Source organism: Streptomyces scopuliridis (assembly GCF_042790125.1).
Classification (GTDB): domain Bacteria; phylum Actinomycetota; class Actinomycetes; order Streptomycetales; family Streptomycetaceae; genus Streptomyces; species Streptomyces scopuliridis_A.
This window is the reverse complement of the sequence record NZ_JBHTZS010000007.1, coordinates 55,502-74,298: the sequence shown is the minus strand read 5'-3', so window position 1 is coordinate 74,298 and position 18,797 is coordinate 55,502. Positions and strand designations below refer to the sequence as shown.

17 protein-coding genes and 2 tRNA genes are annotated in these 18,797 nt (G+C 71.4%); 11 read left to right on the top strand and 8 right to left on the bottom strand.

What is annotated here, in order from left to right:
- Positions 1-47: 47 nt before the first annotated feature.
- Positions 48-887, top strand: a complete 840-nt coding sequence (locus ACFRKB_RS13265) for a GNAT family N-acetyltransferase (protein WP_383105737.1) — start codon at positions 48-50, stop codon at positions 885-887.
- A 41-nt stretch (positions 888-928) separates the two neighbouring features.
- Here the strand turns inward: ACFRKB_RS13265 and ACFRKB_RS13260 are convergent, their stop codons facing one another.
- Entirely contained in the window at positions 929-1,441 is a 513-nt protein-coding gene (locus ACFRKB_RS13260; RefSeq protein WP_383105736.1) for a DsbA family protein, read from the bottom strand.
- Positions 1,442-1,622: 181 nt separating this feature from the next.
- Between ACFRKB_RS13260 and ACFRKB_RS13255 the strand changes: the two genes are divergently transcribed.
- Both ACFRKB_RS13255 and ACFRKB_RS13250 read left to right on the top strand, forming a co-directional pair.
- Positions 1,623-2,072, top strand: coding sequence for a hypothetical protein (locus ACFRKB_RS13255; RefSeq protein ID WP_383105735.1), 450 nt, complete (start codon positions 1,623-1,625; stop codon positions 2,070-2,072).
- Between the two features lie 189 nt (positions 2,073-2,261).
- Positions 2,262-2,414, top strand: a complete 153-nt coding sequence (locus ACFRKB_RS13250) for a hypothetical protein (protein ID WP_249951066.1) — start codon at positions 2,262-2,264, stop codon at positions 2,412-2,414.
- Between the two features lie 6 nt (positions 2,415-2,420).
- On the opposite strand, the gene ACFRKB_RS13245 is transcribed toward ACFRKB_RS13250, so the two are convergent.
- Positions 2,421-2,996 (bottom strand): CGNR zinc finger domain-containing protein, encoded by a 576-nt coding sequence (locus ACFRKB_RS13245; protein WP_383105734.1) that lies wholly within the window; start codon positions 2,994-2,996, stop codon positions 2,421-2,423.
- A gap of 208 nt (positions 2,997-3,204) precedes the next feature.
- A complete protein-coding gene (locus ACFRKB_RS13240; RefSeq protein WP_003959770.1) occupies positions 3,205-3,618 on the bottom strand; it encodes an SsgA family sporulation/cell division regulator in 414 nt (137 codons plus the stop codon).
- Positions 3,619-3,808: 190 nt separating this feature from the next.
- Between ACFRKB_RS13240 and ACFRKB_RS13235 the strand changes: the two genes are divergently transcribed.
- Positions 3,809-4,279, top strand: a complete 471-nt coding sequence (locus ACFRKB_RS13235) for a TIGR02611 family protein (protein WP_383105732.1) — start codon at positions 3,809-3,811, stop codon at positions 4,277-4,279.
- Between the two features lie 54 nt (positions 4,280-4,333).
- A tRNA-Val gene (locus tag ACFRKB_RS13230) sits at positions 4,334-4,405 on the top strand.
- A 59-nt stretch (positions 4,406-4,464) separates the two neighbouring features.
- Here the strand turns inward: ACFRKB_RS13230 and ACFRKB_RS13225 are convergent.
- A complete protein-coding gene (locus ACFRKB_RS13225) occupies positions 4,465-6,978 on the bottom strand; it encodes an SCO7613 C-terminal domain-containing membrane protein (protein WP_383105731.1) in 2,514 nt (837 codons plus the stop codon).
- Positions 6,979-7,102: 124 nt separating this feature from the next.
- Between ACFRKB_RS13225 and ACFRKB_RS13220 the strand changes: the two genes are divergently transcribed.
- Positions 7,103-7,174 (top strand) — tRNA-Val (locus ACFRKB_RS13220).
- A gap of 72 nt (positions 7,175-7,246) precedes the next feature.
- Here ACFRKB_RS13220 and ACFRKB_RS13215 read toward each other — a convergent pair.
- Complete coding sequence (locus tag ACFRKB_RS13215) at positions 7,247-7,981, bottom strand: 3'-5' exonuclease (protein WP_383105730.1); 735 nt, start codon at positions 7,979-7,981, stop codon at positions 7,247-7,249.
- A 241-nt stretch (positions 7,982-8,222) separates the two neighbouring features.
- Between ACFRKB_RS13215 and thrS the strand changes: the two genes are divergently transcribed.
- Positions 8,223-10,199 (top strand): threonine--tRNA ligase, encoded by a 1,977-nt coding sequence (thrS, locus tag ACFRKB_RS13210; protein WP_383105728.1) that lies wholly within the window; start codon positions 8,223-8,225, stop codon positions 10,197-10,199.
- A 75-nt stretch (positions 10,200-10,274) separates the two neighbouring features.
- On the opposite strand, the gene ACFRKB_RS13205 is transcribed toward thrS, so the two are convergent.
- Positions 10,275-10,964 (bottom strand): potassium channel family protein, encoded by a 690-nt coding sequence (locus tag ACFRKB_RS13205; RefSeq protein WP_383105727.1) that lies wholly within the window; start codon positions 10,962-10,964, stop codon positions 10,275-10,277.
- Positions 10,965-11,030: 66 nt separating this feature from the next.
- On the opposite strand from ACFRKB_RS13205, the gene ACFRKB_RS13200 reads away from it, so the two are divergent.
- On the top strand, positions 11,031-11,594 hold the full coding sequence (locus ACFRKB_RS13200) for an HIT family protein (protein ID WP_326612928.1): 564 nt from the start codon (positions 11,031-11,033) through the stop codon (positions 11,592-11,594).
- Positions 11,595-11,600: 6 nt separating this feature from the next.
- Here ACFRKB_RS13200 and ACFRKB_RS13195 read toward each other — a convergent pair whose 3' ends face one another.
- Complete coding sequence (locus tag ACFRKB_RS13195; protein ID WP_383105726.1) at positions 11,601-13,256, bottom strand: hypothetical protein; 1,656 nt, start codon at positions 13,254-13,256, stop codon at positions 11,601-11,603.
- A 203-nt stretch (positions 13,257-13,459) separates the two neighbouring features.
- Positions 13,460-15,667 carry an elongation factor G-like protein EF-G2 gene (locus ACFRKB_RS13190; protein ID WP_383105725.1) on the bottom strand — a complete coding sequence of 736 codons (2,208 nt, stop codon included), beginning with the start codon at positions 15,665-15,667 and terminating at the stop codon, positions 13,460-13,462.
- A gap of 287 nt (positions 15,668-15,954) precedes the next feature.
- Between ACFRKB_RS13190 and pgsA the strand changes: the two genes are divergently transcribed.
- From pgsA to ACFRKB_RS13175, 3 genes are read left to right on the top strand one after another with little or no spacing between them, the layout of a single operon-like run.
- Complete coding sequence (gene pgsA, locus ACFRKB_RS13185) at positions 15,955-16,620, top strand: phosphatidylinositol phosphate synthase (protein ID WP_365975366.1); 666 nt, start codon at positions 15,955-15,957, stop codon at positions 16,618-16,620.
- Positions 16,617-17,522 carry a phosphatidylinositol mannoside acyltransferase gene (locus ACFRKB_RS13180; protein ID WP_383105723.1) on the top strand — a complete coding sequence of 302 codons (906 nt, stop codon included), beginning with the start codon at positions 16,617-16,619 and terminating at the stop codon, positions 17,520-17,522. The genes pgsA and ACFRKB_RS13180 overlap by 4 nt, the downstream gene beginning before the upstream one ends.
- The gene (locus ACFRKB_RS13175; RefSeq protein WP_383105722.1) at positions 17,519-18,709 is read left to right on the top strand and encodes a glycosyltransferase family 4 protein; all 1,191 of its coding nucleotides are present in this window, start codon (positions 17,519-17,521) and stop codon (positions 18,707-18,709) included. Before ACFRKB_RS13180 ends, ACFRKB_RS13175 begins: the two co-directional genes overlap by 4 nt.
- Positions 18,710-18,797 lie beyond the last annotated feature (88 nt).

Genomic DNA, 18,797 nt, shown 5'->3' with positions numbered 1-18,797 from the left:
CCGAAAACCGGATGACTGCGCGCCGTACGACGGGTACAACTCCCCTGATGACCACCACTCTGCGGCCGACCGGGCCGCTCCAGCAGGCCGACGACGGCGGGAAGTCACGCTCCTACGAGGTCTGCGTGAACAGCCGCCGCGTCGGCACGATCGAGCTCGCCACGGACCCCGGTTTCGGGCACAGAGCCGGGATCATCGAGGCGCTGCGCATCGATGAACCCGACCGCCGGCGCGGCCGGGGCACGGTCGCCGCGCTCGCCGCCGAGGAAGTGCTGCGCGGCTGGGGCTGCGGCCAGGTGCTGGCCCCCGTACCGCCCGACGCGGTGCCCGCGCTCCGTCTGCTGGAGTCCCTCGGCTACACCGAGCGCAGCCGCAACATGGTCAAGGCGGTGCCGCCCCGTGCGCCGGAGCTCCCGGCGGATGTCGAGGCCCGTCCCATGAACGAGGCGGAGTACGAGGTCTGGGAGGCACACGCCCTCGACGACTACGCGCGCAACTGGACGGCCCGGGGCGTGCCGCCCGAGCAGGCCCGCGCCAAGGCGGAGGCGGGCCACCGCGAGAGCCTCCCCGACGGCCTGGCCACCCCCGGCGTCTCCATCACCGTCCTCGTGCACGCGGGAACGGTCGTCGGCCATGTGTGGGTCGCCCCGCGCGAGGTGCGGCCCGGCGAATGGGGTTCGTGGGTGTACGACGTGGCGGTGGCCGAGGACCGGCGCGGCAAGGGCTACGGCCGCGCGTTGATGCTGCTCGCCGAGCGGGTGGCGCTGGAGACCGGGGACAGCCTGCTGGGGCTGCATGTGTTCGCGAACAACACCCCGGCGCTCCGGCTGTACGAATCGCTCCAGTACGCCACCACGAGCCGCAACTTCTTCAAACAGCTGCTCTGAGCGGAACAGCCGATCCGAGCACCCCGGACCGCCGGCCGCCGCTAGGAGCCGGCCAGCAGCCGGTCCGCGATCTCCTCGATGCGCCCCCGCAGCCCCTCCTGGCTCTTGCCGCCGTCCAGCCGCTCGTCACCGATGACATACGTCGGGGTGCCGGTGACCCCGATCGCCTTGCCCTCGGCCTGGTCGGCGTCGACGGCCAGGAGATGCCGGCCGTCGATCAGCGCGGTGTCGAACTCCTCGGCGTCCAGCCCCAGCTCGCGTGCCACCTCCAGCAGGACGGGCTCCCCCCTGGCGGACAGCTCCGCCGACCTGGCCAGTACGGCTTCGACGTACGGCCAGCCGCGCCCCTGCTCGGCGGCTTCCTCGGCGGCCTGCGCGGCGGCGTACGCGTGCTTGTGCTTCTCCAGGGGGAAGTGCCGCAGCCGCGGCTCCAGCCGGTCCCCGTAGCGGGCGCGCAGCGCGCGCAGATCGTCCAGGGCCCGGTGGCAGTCGGGGCACTCGAGCTCGCACCAGACGTCGAGGACGACGGGGCGGGTGGCGGTGGAGTCGTTCATGGGGCCAGTCTTCCAGCCCGCCGTACCCCCGGCCGACCGGGACCTGGGGAGGACTCCGTCCCCGAGATCTCCCCCAGATCCGCCCGGCCCCGCCCCGCACCGTGGCCCCGACCCGGTCACGAGGTGCACGATAGAGAGCGAGAAGTGTTCGGCCGATGACGCGCCCTGCCTGGAGGACCTGATGATTGCCGAGACCATTTGCTCCGCGGTGTCAGCAGCGGGCCTGGGCATCGCCGCGATCACGGCGTACCGGAAGCGCTTCCTCACGGCGGCGCGTATCGCCGCCTACTCGCTGGTGCCGGTGGCGCTGGCGATGACGGGCATCGTGAAGTGGGCCGCCAACACGGCGTTCAGCCCGGTCGCGTGGGCGGGCTTCGGGGTCCTCGCGGTGGCGTGGCTGCTCTTCATGACCACCCGGGCCATCGAGCGCAGGCGCGGCGGCACGCGCAAGGAGCGCAGAGCCGCGGCGAAGGCGGCGCGCCAGGGAGCCGCGGTCGAACCCGCCGCGTCCGCGCCCTCACTGGGCCCCGGCGCCCGGCCGGCCGCCCAGCCCAAGGCCGCCCAGCCCGCGGCGAAGCCGGCCGACGACTTCAGTGACATCGAGGCCATCCTCAAGAAGCACGGCATCTAGGGGCTCACGGCAGACCCTGGCCGCAGACCGGAGCGCGCTCCCCGTTTCCGCGAGTGCGGGGCAGCATCGCAGGTGAGACGGGATTCGGCGGAATTTCGGGGATGTTTTCCACGGAATATGATGAACTCCCGCCCCGAGGACGCGTGTTGGTCAACGGCCCGGTTCGGGGTACGTCATGATCGCCCCGAGATGCTCGATACCTCACGGGGTGAACCCCCCGCACCCACCGATGAGCAGCGCGGTTGTCTTTTCGCGCTCTCCCAGCCGCCGTTGATGATCTTCCTGGCGGTGATCGGCTCGCTGCTGCTGATGGCGGCGGTGCACGATCTCTTTCTGCTGTGAGCGCCGTCAGCCGGCCGCCGCTTCCTTGCGGCGTGCCCGGTACGCGGCCACATGCAGTCGGTTGCCGCAGGTGCGGCTGTCGCAGTAACGGCGCGAGCGGTTCCGCGACAGGTCGACGAACGCGTGCCCGCAGTCCGGGGCCTCGCAGCGGCGCAGCCGTTCCTGTTCCCCGGCCACGACCATGAACGCCAGTGCCATGCCGCAGTCGGCGGCGAGATGATCGGCCACGGAGGCGCCCGGCGCGAAGTAGTGCACATGCCAGTCGTAGCCGTCGTGATCGGTCAGCTGCGGCGTCGTCCCCGCACCGGCGACCAGCTGATTGATCAGATCGGCGGCGGAGCGCGCGTCCGGCGCCGCGAAGACCTCCGCGAACCGGGCCCGTACGTTCAGTACGGCCCGCAGATCGCGGTCGCCGAGATCTCCCACCCCGCTGATGTCATGGCTCCGTACGAAGCCGTACAGCGCCTCGACGTCCCCGAGCCCGTCCGTACCGCCGACGCCGCCCGAATCCTCCTGCGGTGCGGTGTTCACCAGATCGACGACCGTGTCGAGTGCGATCCGGGTGTCGTGTGGAATCAGCACGATCCGCTCCCTGGCCTGCCGCGGGCCGGTGCCCGCCGAATCCCGCCGACTTTAGTCCCTGCTCGCGCCGGACGGGGCATGGTCGGGACGCACCGGCGCCGTCGTCGCGGTGGGTTCCGCGGCGACGGCGCCGGTGTCCTCCGTATGCGGTTGTCCGCGCGGCGCCGTCTCCCCGAGTCGGACGGCGCCGTGCAGCTCTCCGCCTGGCTCAGCTCTCGGCCAGGATGTGTGAGAGCTCCGTGTCGAGATCGAAGTGACGATGCTCGGTGCCCGGTGGCACCGCGGCGTCGGTCCGCTTGAGGAACGACTCCAGGGCCCGCGCCGGGGCCTCGAGCAGGGCTTCGCCCTCTGGGGAGCTCAGTGCGATGCAGACGACGCCCTGACCGTGGCTGCGGGATGGCCAGACTCGGACGTCGCCGGTGCCGGTGGGCCGGTGCAGCCCCTCGGCGAGAAGGTCGCGGGCGAAGACCCACTCGACCGTCTCTTCGGCTCCAGTGTGGAAGGTGGCGTGCACGGCATAGGGATCGGCCGTGTCATACCGGAGGCCCGCGGGTACAGGCAGTGAGGACTCGCTCGATACAACGAGGCGCAGGTGCAGCTCGCAGCTGACCGTGGTGTTCATAAGCGCCAGGGCCTTTCGCTCAGTGTGCGCTCGGGGATTCGCACGTCGGCGAAATCGACATGCCACCTACGGTGCCGTTGTAAACCCCTCTGTCTGTTTTGTGATTCTTCGGGTAGCTCGTACGGCGGTGTGTGACTTCGGGTTATACGGCCATTCCAGTGATGCGGGCGATTCCGGTAAGTTGGGGCCCATGCATGCGCAGAGTGACGAGCGGGGGCATGTCGTGGTGCCGACGGCTGAACGCCCCGTGCCGGGGGACGTGGCGGAGGGTGTGCCGGGGGACTCGGAGCGTGAGCTCGGGTCCCGTGCGCCCCGATTCATCAAGGCGTCGCGGACGCTGCATCTGAGCTGGCAGGTCGGCGTGTTCGTCGTCGGCCTCGCGGTGGTGATCGCGGGCGTCTTCATGCTCGTGCTGCCGGGTCCGGGCTGGCTGGTGATCTTCGGCGGTATGGCGATCTGGGCGACCGAGTTCGTCTGGGCGCAGCTGGTGCTGCGCTGGACCCGGCGCAAGGTCACCGAGGCGGCCCAGAAGGCCCTGGACCCGAGGGTCCGGCGGCGCAACATCATCCTCACCACCGTCGGCCTGGTGATCATCGCCGTGCTGGTCGGGATCTACCTCTGGAAGTTCGGGATCGTCATGCCCTGGAAGATCGACCAGTGACCCGGAACGCGTCCGGGGACGCCGCTGACATGGGGTAATGTGTGCGGTGCGTCCGGGCGATTAGCTCAGTGGGAGAGCGCTTCGTTCACACCGAAGAGGTCACTGGTTCGAACCCAGTATCGCCCACCCGGAACCGAGGCTCCGAAGACCGGCAAGGTCTTCGGAGCCTCGGCCGTTTCCGCCGCTCACCGCATCCGGCCCAGTGTTCTGCGCAGCCGGCGGGCCTCCCGCAGACGCTGCTCGTACGTGGCTCCCACCGCGAGGAGCAGCAGCCCGGCGAGGGCGGGCGGCAGCCAGCGCGGCAGTACGCCCACCATCTGCGCGACGTACGGGGCCAGCTCGTGCAGCGCGTCCAGGGCGAGCACGGCACCGCCGAGGACCAGCGGCGCCTGGAGCCGCAGCCGGGCTCCGGCGAGGGTGAGCGCCAGCGCCGCCAGGCCCAGCAGCAGCGGCCTCGGCCAGCCCGGGTCGCCCCAGGCCGCCAGCAGGCTCGGCAGCAGCGTCGCCGCCAGCCCCGGGCCGTACGCCGTCCATGACGAGGCTGCCGGGTCGCGCCGGCGCCGCAGCAGCCCCACGGCGAGCGCGGGCACCGTCACCGGCAGCGTGTACGCCTCGGGCGCCGACACACCGGACGAGGCCAGCCGTACCCATGTGGCGAGGACGAAGAGCGCGGTCGCGGCGTACCCGGCCACCGGCCGCCGCTCGGCCCGTACCGCCGTGCCCGCCGCGATCACCCCGCACAGCGCGAGCACCAGCGCCAGCACGGGCGCCCGGCCTGCGGCGAGGACCACGGCGAGGACTCCGGCGCCGGCGGCGGTCAGCTCGATCGGCGGCGCCACTGGATGACGGCGCAGCCGGGCGCCCAGCAGCGCCACGGCGGCGGGTACGGCGAGAAGCGCCAGGGCGGTGTGCTCGGCGGGCAGACCGGCCGCCGGGCAGGCAGCGGCCACCAGCGCCGTCGCGTCTCCGACGGCCACACAGGCGAGGAGCGCGCGCACGGGCCGTGGAGCCCTCTGGACGCCCGCTGCGGCGCCTCGCGCGCGTACGCTCTCCACCGCTACGGCCGCCCCCGTGAACAGCGCGCAGAGCGCCGCGAGCGCCGTCACCGTCGCGGTCCGGGTGGCGAGGGACAGCAGCGCCACGGAGACCGAACCCGTCAGGGCGCAGACCAGCGCGGCGACCGTTACCGCCGTACCCACCGCGGCACGCGGGCGTACGACGATTGCCAGCAGGACCGCCGTCAGCACCAGGGGCACCGCCACCGCCGCCGGATATCCCAGGTCCAGCGCGGGCGGCGCCACCAGAACGGCGGCCCAGCCGAACACGACAGCGCCGCAGAGCGCCGGAACGCGCCACTGCCGCCCGCCGGACTCCCGCCCGCCGGACTCCCGCGCCCCCGGCAGCAGGCGGTACGCGCTCGCCGTCACCCCGGCCGCGATCAGCAGCACCAGCGGCGCCGTCGGCTGCTCCGGCCAGGGAAGATCCACCCCGAGCGCCGCCCGCGCGCCGCCCGGAGCGCCCGTCCAGATCGCGGTGATCCGGCTCAGCGCGCCCAGCGGCACCACGGCGAACGCCGGCAGCGTCCACAGGACCGAGGCCGCCGTCACCGCCCCCGAGGCGCCGGCCAGGCCATGTACCACCGCGCGCGGCAGCCGGGTCCGTACGACCGTCAACAGCGCGAGCCCGCACAGCAGATACCCGAGCACGGCCCAGCCGTCCGGCACGGCCGCACGGATCACACCGCCGGCCGCCGCGACCGCCGCCAGACCCGCCACCACCCCGCACGCGGGCGCCATGCGGCTCGCGATACGGCTCGCGACACGGCTCGCGCGCCATGCCGCGAACAGCCCGAGCCCCGACGCCGCGAGCAGCAGCCCGCCGGGCCCGGCCGCGGCGAGCGGTGTCCCGGCCGTCAGCGACAGCGAACCACCCGTCAGCAGCGCCGCGCCCGCTGTCCCACTGGCGGCGACGACCGCGACGGTCCGTACGGCGCCCGGCTTCAGCCGCAGCGCGAGCGCCGTGTCCAGCGCGGCTGTGATCAGCAGCGCCCAGGCCGTCGTCAGCGCGGACGCCTCGATGGCCAGCGAGCCGAGTAACAGCGGGAGTTGGGCCGTCACCACCGCTACGGGCAGCGGCAGCCGGAGCCGGCCGAGCGCCGATCCGTACCCGGCCCAGAGCGCGGCGAGTACGGTGGTGGCGCCCGCCGTGTAGCGGAGGCCGTCCGTCCAGGGCAGCGCCACCTCATGGAGCGCGTACGCGTCGAGCACCGTCAGCGCCAGCCCGAACGCGGCCACCGCCTCCGCGGTCGAGGCGAGCCCCCGGCGCAGCAGCGCCGCCGGAACCGCCAGCGCCGCGACCGTGATGACCGTCAGCACCGCCGCCCGGCCGCCCACGCTCAGCTGACCCCAGCTGACCAGGGTGAACGCGATCGCGGCGACCGTCAGCAGCGTCCCGCCCAGCGCGAGCAGCACATTCTGCGCACTCGGCGGGGGCATCTCCCCGGCGGGGAGCGGGGCGGACGCCCGCCCCGGGCCGGGCGGGACCGGCGGCGCGGGCGCCCACGGCGGTGGCGCGGACCGCGCCAGAAGACTCAGCAGCTGCGCCCTGCGTGCCAGCAACTGGCCTCTGCGCGCGTCGAGTCGGACCAGCTCCTGGTCGATCATCGCCAGCTCCTGGGCGGGCGGCGGAATGTTCTCCATGGACAGGGAGTGTGTCCGGCGCCACACGGTCCGCCATCGGTGCGCGTACTCAGATACGCGGGTGAGTACGCCGCATTCGGTTTGAAGGAAGCCCGCGAGGGCCTGTATGGTTCAGACCGTTCCCGGGCGATTAGCTCAGTGGGAGAGCGCTTCGTTCACACCGAAGAGGTCACTGGTTCGAACCCAGTATCGCCCACCGGGAAAGGCCGGTCCGTCGATGACGGACCGGCCTTCGCGCGTTCCGGCTTCCGCAGGGGGGCTTTCCGGATCAGGCCGCCTCGGCGGGGAGTTCGGGCCGAAGGGGCCAGGACGGATCCGCCGGATCCTCGCCCCCGCGCGAGAACCAGGTCTGCTGGCCCCGGGTCTGCGCCGCGTGCCAGACGGCCTGGAGCGTATGCAGCTCCGGGGCGCTCAGCCGCTCCATCCGCGCGGAGAAGCGCCGTCCGACCGCGCGCACGACGTCGAGGGCCGCCTGCGCGGCCAGTTCACCACCGGTCGCATCCCGTACCCCGTCCAGCTCGATCTCGTAATGGGCGCAGAGATCCGCGAGCGTACGACCGCCCTTGCGGTAACGGTCCAGATGGTTGTCGAGGACCAGGGGGTCCAGCACACACAGCGGTACGTTCCGCAGACACTCGGCGAGGGACGAGGCGCGGTGGCGGCGCAGTTCGCGGTCGAGGACCGTCAGATCGAATGGCGCGTCCATCACCACGAGCGGCCGGCCCGACGCGCACTGCCCGGCCAGCGCCCGCGCCATCTCGTCCAGCGCCGGCGCCGGCCAGCGGCCGTTGCGGTGCAGAAAGTCATCGGTGAGCCCGTGCACCTCGGTGGCGGCCGGAGGCACGGGCACACCGGGATCGATCAGCCAACGCGTCACCCGAGGCCGGGCGCCCGCCATGTCCTGGACGACCAGAGCGGCCGACACGATCCGGTCCTCCTCGGCGTCCACCCCCGTCGTCTCGGTGTCGAATGCGGCCAGCGGCCCTTCGTACCAACACGTCATTCCCGAACTCCTCGCGCATGAGCGGCAGATGTTCCAGCTCTGCCCGAAAAGGGGATACCCGGACAGGCCGTCCGGTACGCGCCGTGTCCAGTGGGCGCCGGACGGTGACCGGACCGTTGCCGGGGCCGCCCGCGCCGTCCGCCGGCCTCCCGGCAAACCGTTTCGCGCGCGGTCCTCCGGGCTCGGTACGATTCAGAACGCGCAGTATCCGCTGTCGCGCCCCGTGAGTCAGGAGAGACCGGTGTCAGACGTCCGTGTGATCATCCAACGCGATTCCGAGCGGGAAGAGCGCGTGGTGACGACGGGCACTACGGCGGCCGAGCTCTTCCCCGGTGAGCGCACCGTGATCGCCGCGCGCGTGGGCGGCGAGCTGAAGGACCTCGCGTACGAGATCGGTGAGGGCGAGGTCGTCGAGCCCGTCGAGATCTCCTCCGAGGACGGCCTCGCCATCCTCCGCCACTCCACCGCGCATGTCATGGCGCAGGCGGTTCAGGAGCTGCACCCCGAGGCCAAGCTGGGCATCGGCCCGCCGGTCAAGGACGGCTTCTACTACGACTTCGATGTGGCGACCCCCTTCACCCCCGATGACCTCAAGGCCATCGAGAAGAAGATGCAGGAGATCCAGAAGCGCGGGCAGCGCTTCTCGCGCCGTGTCGTCACCGACGAGGCGGCCCGCGAGGAGCTGGCGGCCGAGCCGTACAAGCTGGAGCTCATCGGCATCAAGGGCGCGGCCTCCACCGACGACGGCGCCGATGTCGAGGTGGGCGGCGGCGAGCTGACCATCTACGACAACCTGGACGCCAAGACCGGCGAGCTGTGCTGGAAGGACCTCTGCCGCGGCCCCCACCTGCCCACCACCCGCAACATCCCGGCGTTCAAGCTGATGCGGAACGCCGCCGCGTACTGGCGGGGCAGCGAGAAGAACCCGATGCTCCAGCGCATCTACGGCACCGCGTGGCCGTCGAAGGAAGAGCTGAAGGCGCATCTGGAGTTCCTCGCCGAGGCCGAGAAGCGCGACCACCGCAAGCTCGGCAGCGAGCTGGATCTGTTCTCCTTCCCCGACGAGGTCGGCTCGGGCCTCGCGGTCTTCCACCCCAAGGGCGGCGTCATCCGCCGGGCGATGGAGGACTACTCGCGCCGCCGGCACGAGGAGGAGGGGTACGAGTTCGTCTACTCGCCCCACGCCACCAAGGGGAAGCTCTTCGAGAAGTCCGGGCACCTGGACTGGTACGCCGACGGCATGTACCCGCCCATGCAGCTCGACGAGGGCGTGGACTACTACCTCAAGCCCATGAACTGCCCGATGCACAACCTGATCTTCGACGCGCGGGGCCGGTCCTACCGTGAGCTGCCGCTGCGGCTGTTCGAGTTCGGGACGGTCTACCGCTACGAGAAGTCGGGCGTCGTGCACGGGCTCACCCGGGCCCGCGGCTTCACCCAGGACGACGCGCACATCTACTGCACCAAGGAGCAGATGGCGGACGAGCTGGACTCGACGCTCACCTTCGTGCTGAACCTGCTGCGCGACTACGGTCTGACCGACTTCTATCTGGAGCTGTCCACCAAGGACCCGGAGAAGTTCGTCGGCACCGACGAGGCGTGGGAAGAGGCCACCGAGGTGCTGCGCGCGGTGGCCGAGAAGCAGGGCCTGCCGCTGACCCCCGACCCGGGCGGCGCCGCGTTCTACGGTCCGAAGATCTCGGTGCAGGCGCGGGACGCCATCGGCCGTACGTGGCAGATGTCGACCGTGCAGCTCGACTTCAACCTGCCCGAGCGCTTCAACCTGGAGTACACCTCGCCGGACGGGTCCAAGCAGCGTCCGGTCATGATCCACCGCGCGCTGTTCGGCTCGATCGAGCGCTTCTTCGCGGTCCTCCTTGAGCACTACGCGGGCGCGTTCCCGGCGTGGCTGGCGCCGGTGCAGGCGACGGGCATCCCGATCGGCGACGCGCACATCCCGTACCTCCAGGAGTTCGCCAAGGCGGCGCGGGCCAGGGGGCTGCGGGTCGAGGTGGACTCGTCGTCCGACCGTATGCAGAAGAAGATCAGGAACGCGCAGAAGCAGAAGGTTCCGTTCATGATCATCGCGGGTGACGAGGACATGGCCAACGGTGCCGTCTCCTTCCGCTACCGCGACGGATCGCAGGAGAACGGGATCCCCGTCGACGAGGCCATCGCGAAGATCGCCAAGGTCGTGGACGAGCGCGCCCAGATCTGAGGCAGCGCCCGGATCCGGGGCCGCGGTCAGGGCCGAGGCCGCGGGCGGGTCCGGGGAGCGGGCAGGTCCGGGACATCAGGAAGGGGCCCCCGGGGAGCGACCACTCCCCGGGGGCCCCTCCTTGTCCTCCCTGCCGAAGACCTGGATCAGCCAGGACGAGAACGAACCGGTCACCGCGCCGAGCAGCGCCAGCCCGCAGATCATCAGGAACACCGCGTACACCCGGCCGAGCGGCGTCACGGGCGTCACATCGCCGTAGCCGACCGTGGTGATCGCGGAGCAGGCCCACCAGACCGAGTCGCCGAACGTGGTGATCGTGGCCCCGGGAGCGTCACGCTCCTGCTGATAGACGGCGAGGGCCGCGGCGAAGCTCAGCAGGACGGACGTGATCCCGGCGTACGCCATCACCCGCCCGTACAGGCTGAGCCGGGGGCGATCCCGGCGCCGCTGGAGCGTCTCGTACGTGTTCACGATCCGCAGGGGACGCAGCAGCGGGAGTACCAGCACGACGGTGTCCAGCCAGTGCGTACGGACGAACCGGAGACCCTCGTCGCTGAGCACCAGCCGCACCGCGTAGTCCACCACGAAGAGCAGCCACATCAGCAGGGCCAGGGCCAGCGCGAGGTCGCGCCAGAACGGGTCGGGGCTGCGGTTCAGGACGCGTACCGCGTAGCAGACCAGGAACAGCACCGAGGCCGCGAGCAGCGGCAACTCCGTACGCCGCTCCCAGCCGAGCAGCCGGTCGGGACCATTTCGGACATGCATCGCCCCAGCATCGCGGGGGCCCGTAGGGCACGGGCCCGGCGACACGCTCGGCGGGGCCGAAGTCATATGCTGCACAGCATGACGAGTGAGCCGGAGCAGCAGATCGGAGTGGGGACCCAGGACGCGTTCCAGCGCCTGTGGACGCCCCATCGGATGGCCTACATCCAGGGCGAGAACAAGCCCACCGGGCCGGGCGCCGAGGACGGCTGTCCCTTCTGCTCCATCCCGTCCAAGTCCGACGAGGACGGGCTGGTGATCGCGCGCGGCGAGCGGGTGTACGCCGTGCTCAACCTCTACCCGTACAACGGCGGGCATCTGATGGTCGTGCCGTTCCGTCATGTCGCCGACTACACGGAGCTGGACGAGGCGGAGACCGCCGAGCTCGGCCTGTTCACCAAGCGGGCGATGACCGCGCTCCGTACGGCCTCCGGGGCGCACGGCTTCAACATCGGGATGAACCAGGGCACGGTGGCCGGCGCCGGGATCGCCGCCCATCTGCACCAGCATGTGGTGCCGCGCTGGGGCGGCGACACCAACTTCATGCCCGTCGTCGGCCATACGAAGGTGCTTCCGCAGCTGCTCGCCGACACCCGGGCGATGCTGGCCGACGCCTGGCCGCACCGCCCGTAGCCGGGCCTACGCGTCGTACGCGTCGACCTTCTTGGGTGACGGGTCCTGCACCGCGCCGAGGAGCGAGGACGCGCGGCTGCTGAAGCGCTCGATGTCCACGCCGTGTTCCTCAAGGACCCGCATCGCCGCGTTGTGCGCCACGCGCAGCACGGGCGTGGCGGCGCGCATCGCGTCGTCGGCCATGAAGCGGTGGCGCCAGGGCTGATCGGCCCAGGCGTGCCGCAGGCCGAAGGGCTCGGGCAGCGACAGCTTGCCGCCGAGGAAGTCCAGGACCGGCGGATACCAGCTGAGGGGCGCGCGGACCGCGAGCCGCACCACCTCGCGCGGCTCGACCAGGGGAAGCGTCCGCGAAGTGGTCTCCCAGAACCGGACCGTCTTGGCGACCGTGACGGTCTTGGGCGAGGACTTCGTGGTGAACAGGGAGTGCACCGGGCCCAGGGCATGGCCCGTGACCTCGATACGCAGGGTCTCGTGGAGCACGGTGACCGAGATCATCATCGTGATCACCAACTGGCCTTCCCACAGGGTGAACTGGACCCCGAGATAGTGCCGGTTGCCCTTGCCGAACTGCTGGTGGTTGCAGATGCGCTGTATCTCGTGGCTCTTGACCTGGAACGCCTCGATGTCCTGGCCCTCGGGCCTGGAGACCGAGCCGGCGCCCTCGCCGACCGGCGACACGATCCAGTGCTTCACCGAAGGGGTCGGGAAACCACCGGAGTTGAGCGGGCCGCGCTCCAGCAGCTTCATCTGGTCGTGGATCGCCCGTATCACGTCATAGGCGCGGAACTGGTGGATCTCCTTGCCCGCGTCCTTGGGGACCAGGGCCTCGGCGAGCTGCCAGCTGCCCCAGCGGGTGCCCATCCCCAATATGCCCTTGGGCCCCGCGTAGAAGACCACATTGGACCGCTGCTCGGCGGTGAGCTTCTGCAGCCCCTGGCGCAGCGCCTCGCGCGTGGCGTCGCCCGGGTTCCCCGGCACGGCTTCGGGGATCTTGGCTCCCACACCGCCGCCCGAGAGGAGATCGTCCCAGCGGGTGCGCAGATCCTTCGCGGTCGCCTCGCAGATCCGCCTGGCCACCAGCCAGCCGACGACGGGCGCGAGGATCACGCCGCGCAGATACCAGCCGAGCACGCCGTTGAACGGCAGCGCGACCAGAACGATCACGGCCAGCACCGCCACCGCGAGCAGCAGCGCGCCGCCCACCATGCCGGCCCGCTTGTCCTTGGACCCCGCCAGCGTGCGGCGCAGCTGGAACACCCCGAGCCAGAGCAGCAGTCCGGGCAGGAACAGCACCCCGAACACCACGGTCACGGCGGTGAGTTTGGAGTCACGCTCCTTGCGGATACGCGTCGCCGCCAGGGCGTGCTCCACCACCGTCTGCGGCTCCATGCCGAAGGACTGGATCAGTGCGCCACGGCCGCCGCCGAGCATCCGGAGCTGTACGGCACGGGCGAACGCCTCGCCCAGATTCGGCTCGAAGAGCGAGAACTTGCCCTTCGAGACCTTGGACTTGTGCCATTCGTTGTCGGCCTTGAGGATCTCCTCGACCGGGCTGTCCCGGTACGCGGCCGAGGCGAGGGCATGCGTCGCCGCGGTCTGTCCATCAGAACCCAGGAGCGGGACCTGTGCCCCCGGGCTGAAGTCGAATACGTCGTCCGCCACTGGCGCCCCTCCGCCACAAGGATCCGCTGCCGCGGCCGGCCTCCCGGCGCGCGTACCCCGCACACCTGCTGGAGCTGGGCACCTCAGCGTAACCGGGTCGCACCCTCCGCGTCAGGAGACCTGGCGCTCTTTCGCCACCCGAGGACGCCGGAAGGCGCACCACGGCAACTCTCCGGCGCCGGAACGGACTTACCCGAACGGACTCAGACGCTCGCCTCCTCCTGCGCGCGCAGCCGGTCCGCGACCGCGGGCGGCATGGGTTCGTGGCGCGCGTACGAGCGGCTGAAACGGCCCGTGCCGTGCGAGACCGACCGCAGGTCCACCGCGTACCGCCCGATCTCCAGCTCCGGGACCTCGGCCTTCACCAACGTCCTTCCCGGACCCGCCTGTTCGGTGCCGACCACCCGGCCACGCCGGCCGGACAGATCGCTCATCACCGGGCCTACGTACTCGTCGGGGACCAGGACCGCCAACTCGGCGACCGGCTCCAGCAGATGGATGGACGCGTCGCCCGCCGCCTCGCGCAGCGCCAGGGCACCCGCCGTCTGGAAGGCGGCGTCGGAGGAGTCCACCGAGTGGGCCTTGCCGTCCAGCAGCGTGATCCGGACGTCGACGAGCGGATGACCCGCCGCGACCCCGCGCGCCGCCTGGAGGCGGATGCCCTTCTCGACGGAGGGAATGAACTGTCGCGGCACGGCGCCGCCCACGACCTTGTCCACGAACTCGATCCCGGACCCCGGAGGGAGCGGCTCCACCTCGATCTCGCAGATCGCGAACTGGCCGTGGCCACCGGACTGCTTCACATGCCGGCCGCGCCCCGCGGAGCTCCCGCCGAAGGTCTCCCGCAGCGCGACCCGGTACGGTACGGCGTCCACCTGCACCCCGTACCGGCTGCGCAGCCGGTCCAGCGCGACCTCCCGATGGGCCTCGCCCAGGCACCAGAGCACCACCTGATGGGTGTCCTGGTTCTGTTCGAGCCGCATCGTCGGGTCCTCCGCGACCAGCCGCGCGAGCCCCTGCGACAGCTTGTCCTCGTCGGCCTTGCTGTGCGCCTCCACGGCCAGCGGCAGCAGCGGATCGGGCATGGTCCAGGGCTCCATCAGGAGCGGATCGTCCTTGGCGGAGAGCGTGTCGCCGGTCTCGGCGCGGGACAGCTTCCCGACACAGGCCAGATCGCCGGCGACGCAGTGGGCCAGCACGCGCTGCTGCTTGCCGAAGGGCGAGGAGAGCGAGCCGATCCGCTCGTCGACGTCGTGATCCTCGTGCCCCCGGTCGGTGAGGCCGTGGCCCGAGACATGGACCATCTCGTCCGGCCGCAGAGTGCCCGAGAAGACCCGTACGAGAGAGATCCGGCCGACATACGGGTCCGAGGCGGTCTTGACCACCTCGGCGACCAGCGGGCCCTGTGGATCGCAGTGGATCTCCGGACGCGGGGCGCCCTGCGGGGTGGTCACGGCGGGGGCCGGCCGCTCCAGCGGGGTCGGGAAGCCGCTGGCGATCAGATCGAGCATCTCGACCGTACCCAGGCCCTGCCGGGCGCCGGGCGGTGCGGGGGCCGCCGCGAGCACGGGATGGAAGACGCCGCGCGCCACGGCCTTCTCCAGATCCTCGATCAGCGTCTTGACGTCGATGTCCGCGCCGCCGAGGTAGCGGTCCATGAGGGTCTCGTCCTCGCTCTCCGCGATGATCCCCTCGATCAGCCGGTCGCGGGCCTCCTCGATCCGCGGCAGCTCGCCGGGGCCGGGCGGATTCTCCCGGCGTTCCCCGGAGGCGTAGTCGATGATCTTCCGCGACAGCAGCCCCACGAGCCCGGTGGCCGGAGCGTGTCCGTCGGGCCCCTCCGCGCCGTACACCGGCAGATACAGCGGCAGCACGGCGTCCGGGTCGTCCCCGCCGAAGATCCGCGCGCAGATCCGGGTCATCTCGTCGAAATCGGTGCGTGCCGTGTCCAGATGCGTGACGACGATGGCGCGCGGCATCCCGACCGCCGCGCACTCGTCCCAGACCGTACGGGTCGCCCCCGCCACAGCCTCCGCCTCCTGCGCGGCCGACACAACGAAGAGGGCCGCGTCCGCGGCGCGCAGACCGGCCCTCAGCTCCCCGACGAAATCCGCGTAGCCGGGGGTGTCCAGCAGATTGATCTTGTATCCACCCCATTCCAGGGGTACGAGAGAGAGCTGTACGGAGCGCTGCTGGCGGTGCTCGATCTCGTCGTAGTCCGAGACCGTCGCGCCGTCCTCGACCCGGCCCGCCCGGTTCACCGCACCCGCGGTGAGCGCCAGAGCCTCGACCAGGGTGGTCTTTCCCGAACCGCTGTGGCCCACCAGCACCACGTTCCGTACGGACGCGGGCCGGTCGGCCGTCGGCGCCCTTCCGGCGGCTCCGGGGTGTATATGCGCTTTGTCGCCCATGATTCCTGCCTCCCGATCGTCCACGGTGAGGGGATGGAGAGAGGAGCGGGCCGGGTGAGCCGCGCGGCAGCTCCGGCGAGGCCCGCGGTGGTCCTTCGAGCTTCGCACTCCGGCCATGGTGCGTCCATACGTCGTACCCGGCCCCATGGTGCGGGTGCCCGGGAGTACGGTGCCGGGGTCCTGGCTACGATGGGCCAGGTCCTGTCCGAAGGCCCACGGAGACCCACCGGGCAGGGCCCAGCCGGTGGCCGTCGGGGCCACTCGGCCCACCGAACCTCGGGAAGGCCATGCTGAACAAGTACGCGCGTGCATTCTTCACGCGTGTCCTCACACCGTTCGCCGCATTTCTGCTCCGCCGCGGAGTCAGTCCGGATGCGGTCACGCTCATCGGTACGGCCGGAGTGATGGTGGGTGCGCTGGTCTTCTTCCCTCGCGGGGAGTTCTTCTGGGGCACCATCGTCATCACCGTCTTCGTCTTCTCCGATCTCATCGACGGCAATATGGCCAGGCAGGCCGGGATCTCCAGCCGCTGGGGCGCTTTCCTGGACTCGACCCTCGACCGGGTCGCGGACGGCGCGATCTTCGCCGGTTTCGCGCTGTGGTACGCGGGCACGGGCGACAACAACACGCTGTGCGCCGTCGCGATCTTCTGTCTGGCCAGCGGCCAGGTCGTCTCGTACACCAAGGCCAGGGGCGAGTCCATCGGGCTGCCGGTGGCCGTCAACGGACTGGTCGAGCGCGCGGAGCGGCTGGTCATCTCGCTGGTCGCGGCCGGTCTCGCCGGGCTGCACGGCTTCGGGGTCCCGGGCATCGACATCCTGCTGCCGATCGCCCTGTGGATCGTCGCCGTGGGCAGTCTCGTCACACTCGGCCAGCGCGTCGTGACGGTACGCCGCGAGTCCGCAGAGGCCGACGCCGCGGCCGGCTCACGGGGCAGCGGGGCCACCTCATGAGCGGGGCGCGCGACCGCGTGACCGACGCGCTGTACGGGCTCGGCTGGAGCACGGTCAAGAAGCTCCCGGAGCCCGTGGCCACGGCCCTCGGCCGGACCATCGCGGACACCGTGTGGAAGCGGCGCGGGCCGAGCGTGCTGCGCCTCGAATCCAATCTCGCGCGCGTGGTCCCCGACGCCGGGCCCGAGCGGCTCGCCGCGCTCTCCAAGGCCGGGATGCGCTCGTACATGCGCTACTGGATGGAGTCCTTCCGGCTGCCCGCCTGGAGCAAGGAGCGGGTGCGCGCGGGCGTCGAGATCAAGGACATCGACCTGCTGATGGACGGACTCGCCTCCGGACGCGGCGTCGTGCTGGCCCTGCCGCACATGGCCAACTGGGACCTCGCCGGCGCGTGGCTCACCCGGGGGCAGGGGGTTCCGTTCACCACGGTCGCCGAGCGGCTCAAGCCGGAAACGCTGTACGACCGGTTCGTCGCCTACCGCGAGAGCCTGGGCATGGAGGTCCTGCCGCACACCGGCGGCTCCGCCTTCGGCCTGCTCGCGCGACGGCTGCGCGGCGGTGGCCTGGTCTGTCTGGTCGCCGACCGTGATCTGTCGTCGTCCGGTGTCGAGGTCGATTTCTTCGGGGACGCCACGCGGATGCCGGCCGGACCCGCGCTGCTCGCCCAGCAGACCGGCGCGCTGCTGATGCCGGCGGCGCTCTGGTTCGACGATTCGACGGTCATGCGGGGACGTGTGTACCCGGCGATCGAGGTGCCGGAGACAGGTACCCGCGCCGAGAAGACGTCTGTGATGACACAGGCGATGGCCGACGCCTTCGCCGACGGAATCGCCGAGCACCCGGAGGACTGGCACATGCTGCAACGGCTGTGGCTCAAGGACCTGGAGCGGGGGCCCGAGTGAGGATCGGCATCGTCTGCCCGTACTCCTGGGACGTACCGGGCGGCGTCCAGTTCCACATCAGGGACCTGGCGGAACATCTGATCCGGCTCGGACACGAGGTGTCCGTACTGGCCCCCGCGGACGACGAGACCCCGCTCCCGCCGTACGTCGTCTCGGCCGGCCGCGCCGTGCCCGTCCCGTACAACGGCTCGGTCGCCCGGCTGAACTTCGGCCTCCTCTCGGCCGCGCGGGTGCGGCGCTGGCTGCACGACGGCGCCTTCGACGTGATCCACATCCACGAGCCGACCGCGCCCTCACTGGGGCTGCTCACCTGCTGGGCCGCGCAGGGCCCGATCGTCGCGACGTTCCACACCTCGAACCCGCGGTCGCGGGCGATGATCGCGGCGTACCCGATCCTCCAGCCGGCACTGGAGAAGATCAGCGCGCGGATCGCGGTGAGCGAGTACGCGCGGCGGACGCTGGTCGAGCATCTGGGCGGCGACGCCGTGGTCATCCCGAACGGCGTCGACGTCGACTTCTTCGCCAAGGCCGAGGTCAATCCGGCCTGGCAGGGGCGCACCATCGGCTTCATCGGCCGGATCGACGAGCCGCGCAAGGGCCTGCCGGTGCTGATGAACGCCCTCCCGAGGATCCTCGCCGTCTACCCGGAGACGCGGCTGCTGGTCGCGGGGCGCGGCGACGAGAAGGAGGCGGTGGAGTCGCTGCCCAAGGAGATGCGGGAGCGCGTCGAGTTCCTCGGCATGGTCAGCGACGAGGACAAGGCGCGGCTGCTGCGCAGCGTCGACCTGTACGTCGCGCCCAACACGGGCGGCGAGAGCTTCGGCATCATCCTCGTCGAGGCGCTGTCGGCGGGCGCGGCGGTGCTGGCGAGCGACCTGGACGCGTTCGCGCAGGTCCTGGACCAGGGTGCGGCCGGCGAACTGTTCACCAACGAGGACGCGGACGCGCTGGCGGGGGCGGCGGTACGGCTGCTGGGCGACGCGGGAAGGCGAGCGGAGCTGCGGGAGCGGGGGAGTGCGCATGTGCGGCGCTTCGACTGGTCGACGGTGGGGGCGGACATTCTGGCGGTGTACGAGACGGTGACGGACGGGGCGGCGTCGGTGGCGACGGACGAACGAACGGGACTGAGGGGCCGCCTCTGGCGGCGGGGCGAGAGCGGTGGCGAGACGCTTTTCTCGGGCGGGTAGGGGTCCGTTTCGGCTGGGGCCGGTGCGGTGCGCCTTCCGGCGGGGGGCGTGGGCCGGTTGTCTTTGGCCTGGGGCCGGTGGTGCGGTG

Excerpts from the sequence above, each read along its gene's own strand:
- ACFRKB_RS13265 (WP_383105737.1), top strand. The coding sequence starts at position 48 with ATGACCACCACTCTGCGGCCGACCGGGCCGCTCCAGCAGGCCGACGAC.
- ACFRKB_RS13260 (WP_383105736.1), bottom strand. The coding sequence starts at position 1,441 with ATGAACGACTCCACCGCCACCCGCCCCGTCGTCCTCGACGTCTGGTGC.
- ACFRKB_RS13255 (WP_383105735.1), top strand. The coding sequence starts at position 1,623 with ATGATTGCCGAGACCATTTGCTCCGCGGTGTCAGCAGCGGGCCTGGGC.
- ACFRKB_RS13250 (WP_249951066.1), top strand. The coding sequence starts at position 2,262 with ATGCTCGATACCTCACGGGGTGAACCCCCCGCACCCACCGATGAGCAG.
- ACFRKB_RS13240 (WP_003959770.1), bottom strand. The coding sequence starts at position 3,618 with ATGAACACCACGGTCAGCTGCGAGCTGCACCTGCGCCTCGTTGTATCG.
- ACFRKB_RS13235 (WP_383105732.1), top strand. The coding sequence starts at position 3,809 with ATGCATGCGCAGAGTGACGAGCGGGGGCATGTCGTGGTGCCGACGGCT.
- ACFRKB_RS13225 (WP_383105731.1), bottom strand. The coding sequence starts at position 6,978 with ATGGAGAACATTCCGCCGCCCGCCCAGGAGCTGGCGATGATCGACCAG.
- ACFRKB_RS13215 (WP_383105730.1), bottom strand. The coding sequence starts at position 7,981 with ATGACGTGTTGGTACGAAGGGCCGCTGGCCGCATTCGACACCGAGACG.
- ACFRKB_RS13205 (WP_383105727.1), bottom strand. The coding sequence starts at position 10,964 with ATGCATGTCCGAAATGGTCCCGACCGGCTGCTCGGCTGGGAGCGGCGT.
- ACFRKB_RS13200 (WP_326612928.1), top strand. The coding sequence starts at position 11,031 with ATGCTGCACAGCATGACGAGTGAGCCGGAGCAGCAGATCGGAGTGGGG.
- ACFRKB_RS13190 (WP_383105725.1), bottom strand. The coding sequence starts at position 15,667 with ATGGGCGACAAAGCGCATATACACCCCGGAGCCGCCGGAAGGGCGCCG.
- pgsA (WP_365975366.1), top strand. The coding sequence starts at position 15,955 with ATGCTGAACAAGTACGCGCGTGCATTCTTCACGCGTGTCCTCACACCG.
- ACFRKB_RS13180 (WP_383105723.1), top strand. The coding sequence starts at position 16,617 with ATGAGCGGGGCGCGCGACCGCGTGACCGACGCGCTGTACGGGCTCGGC.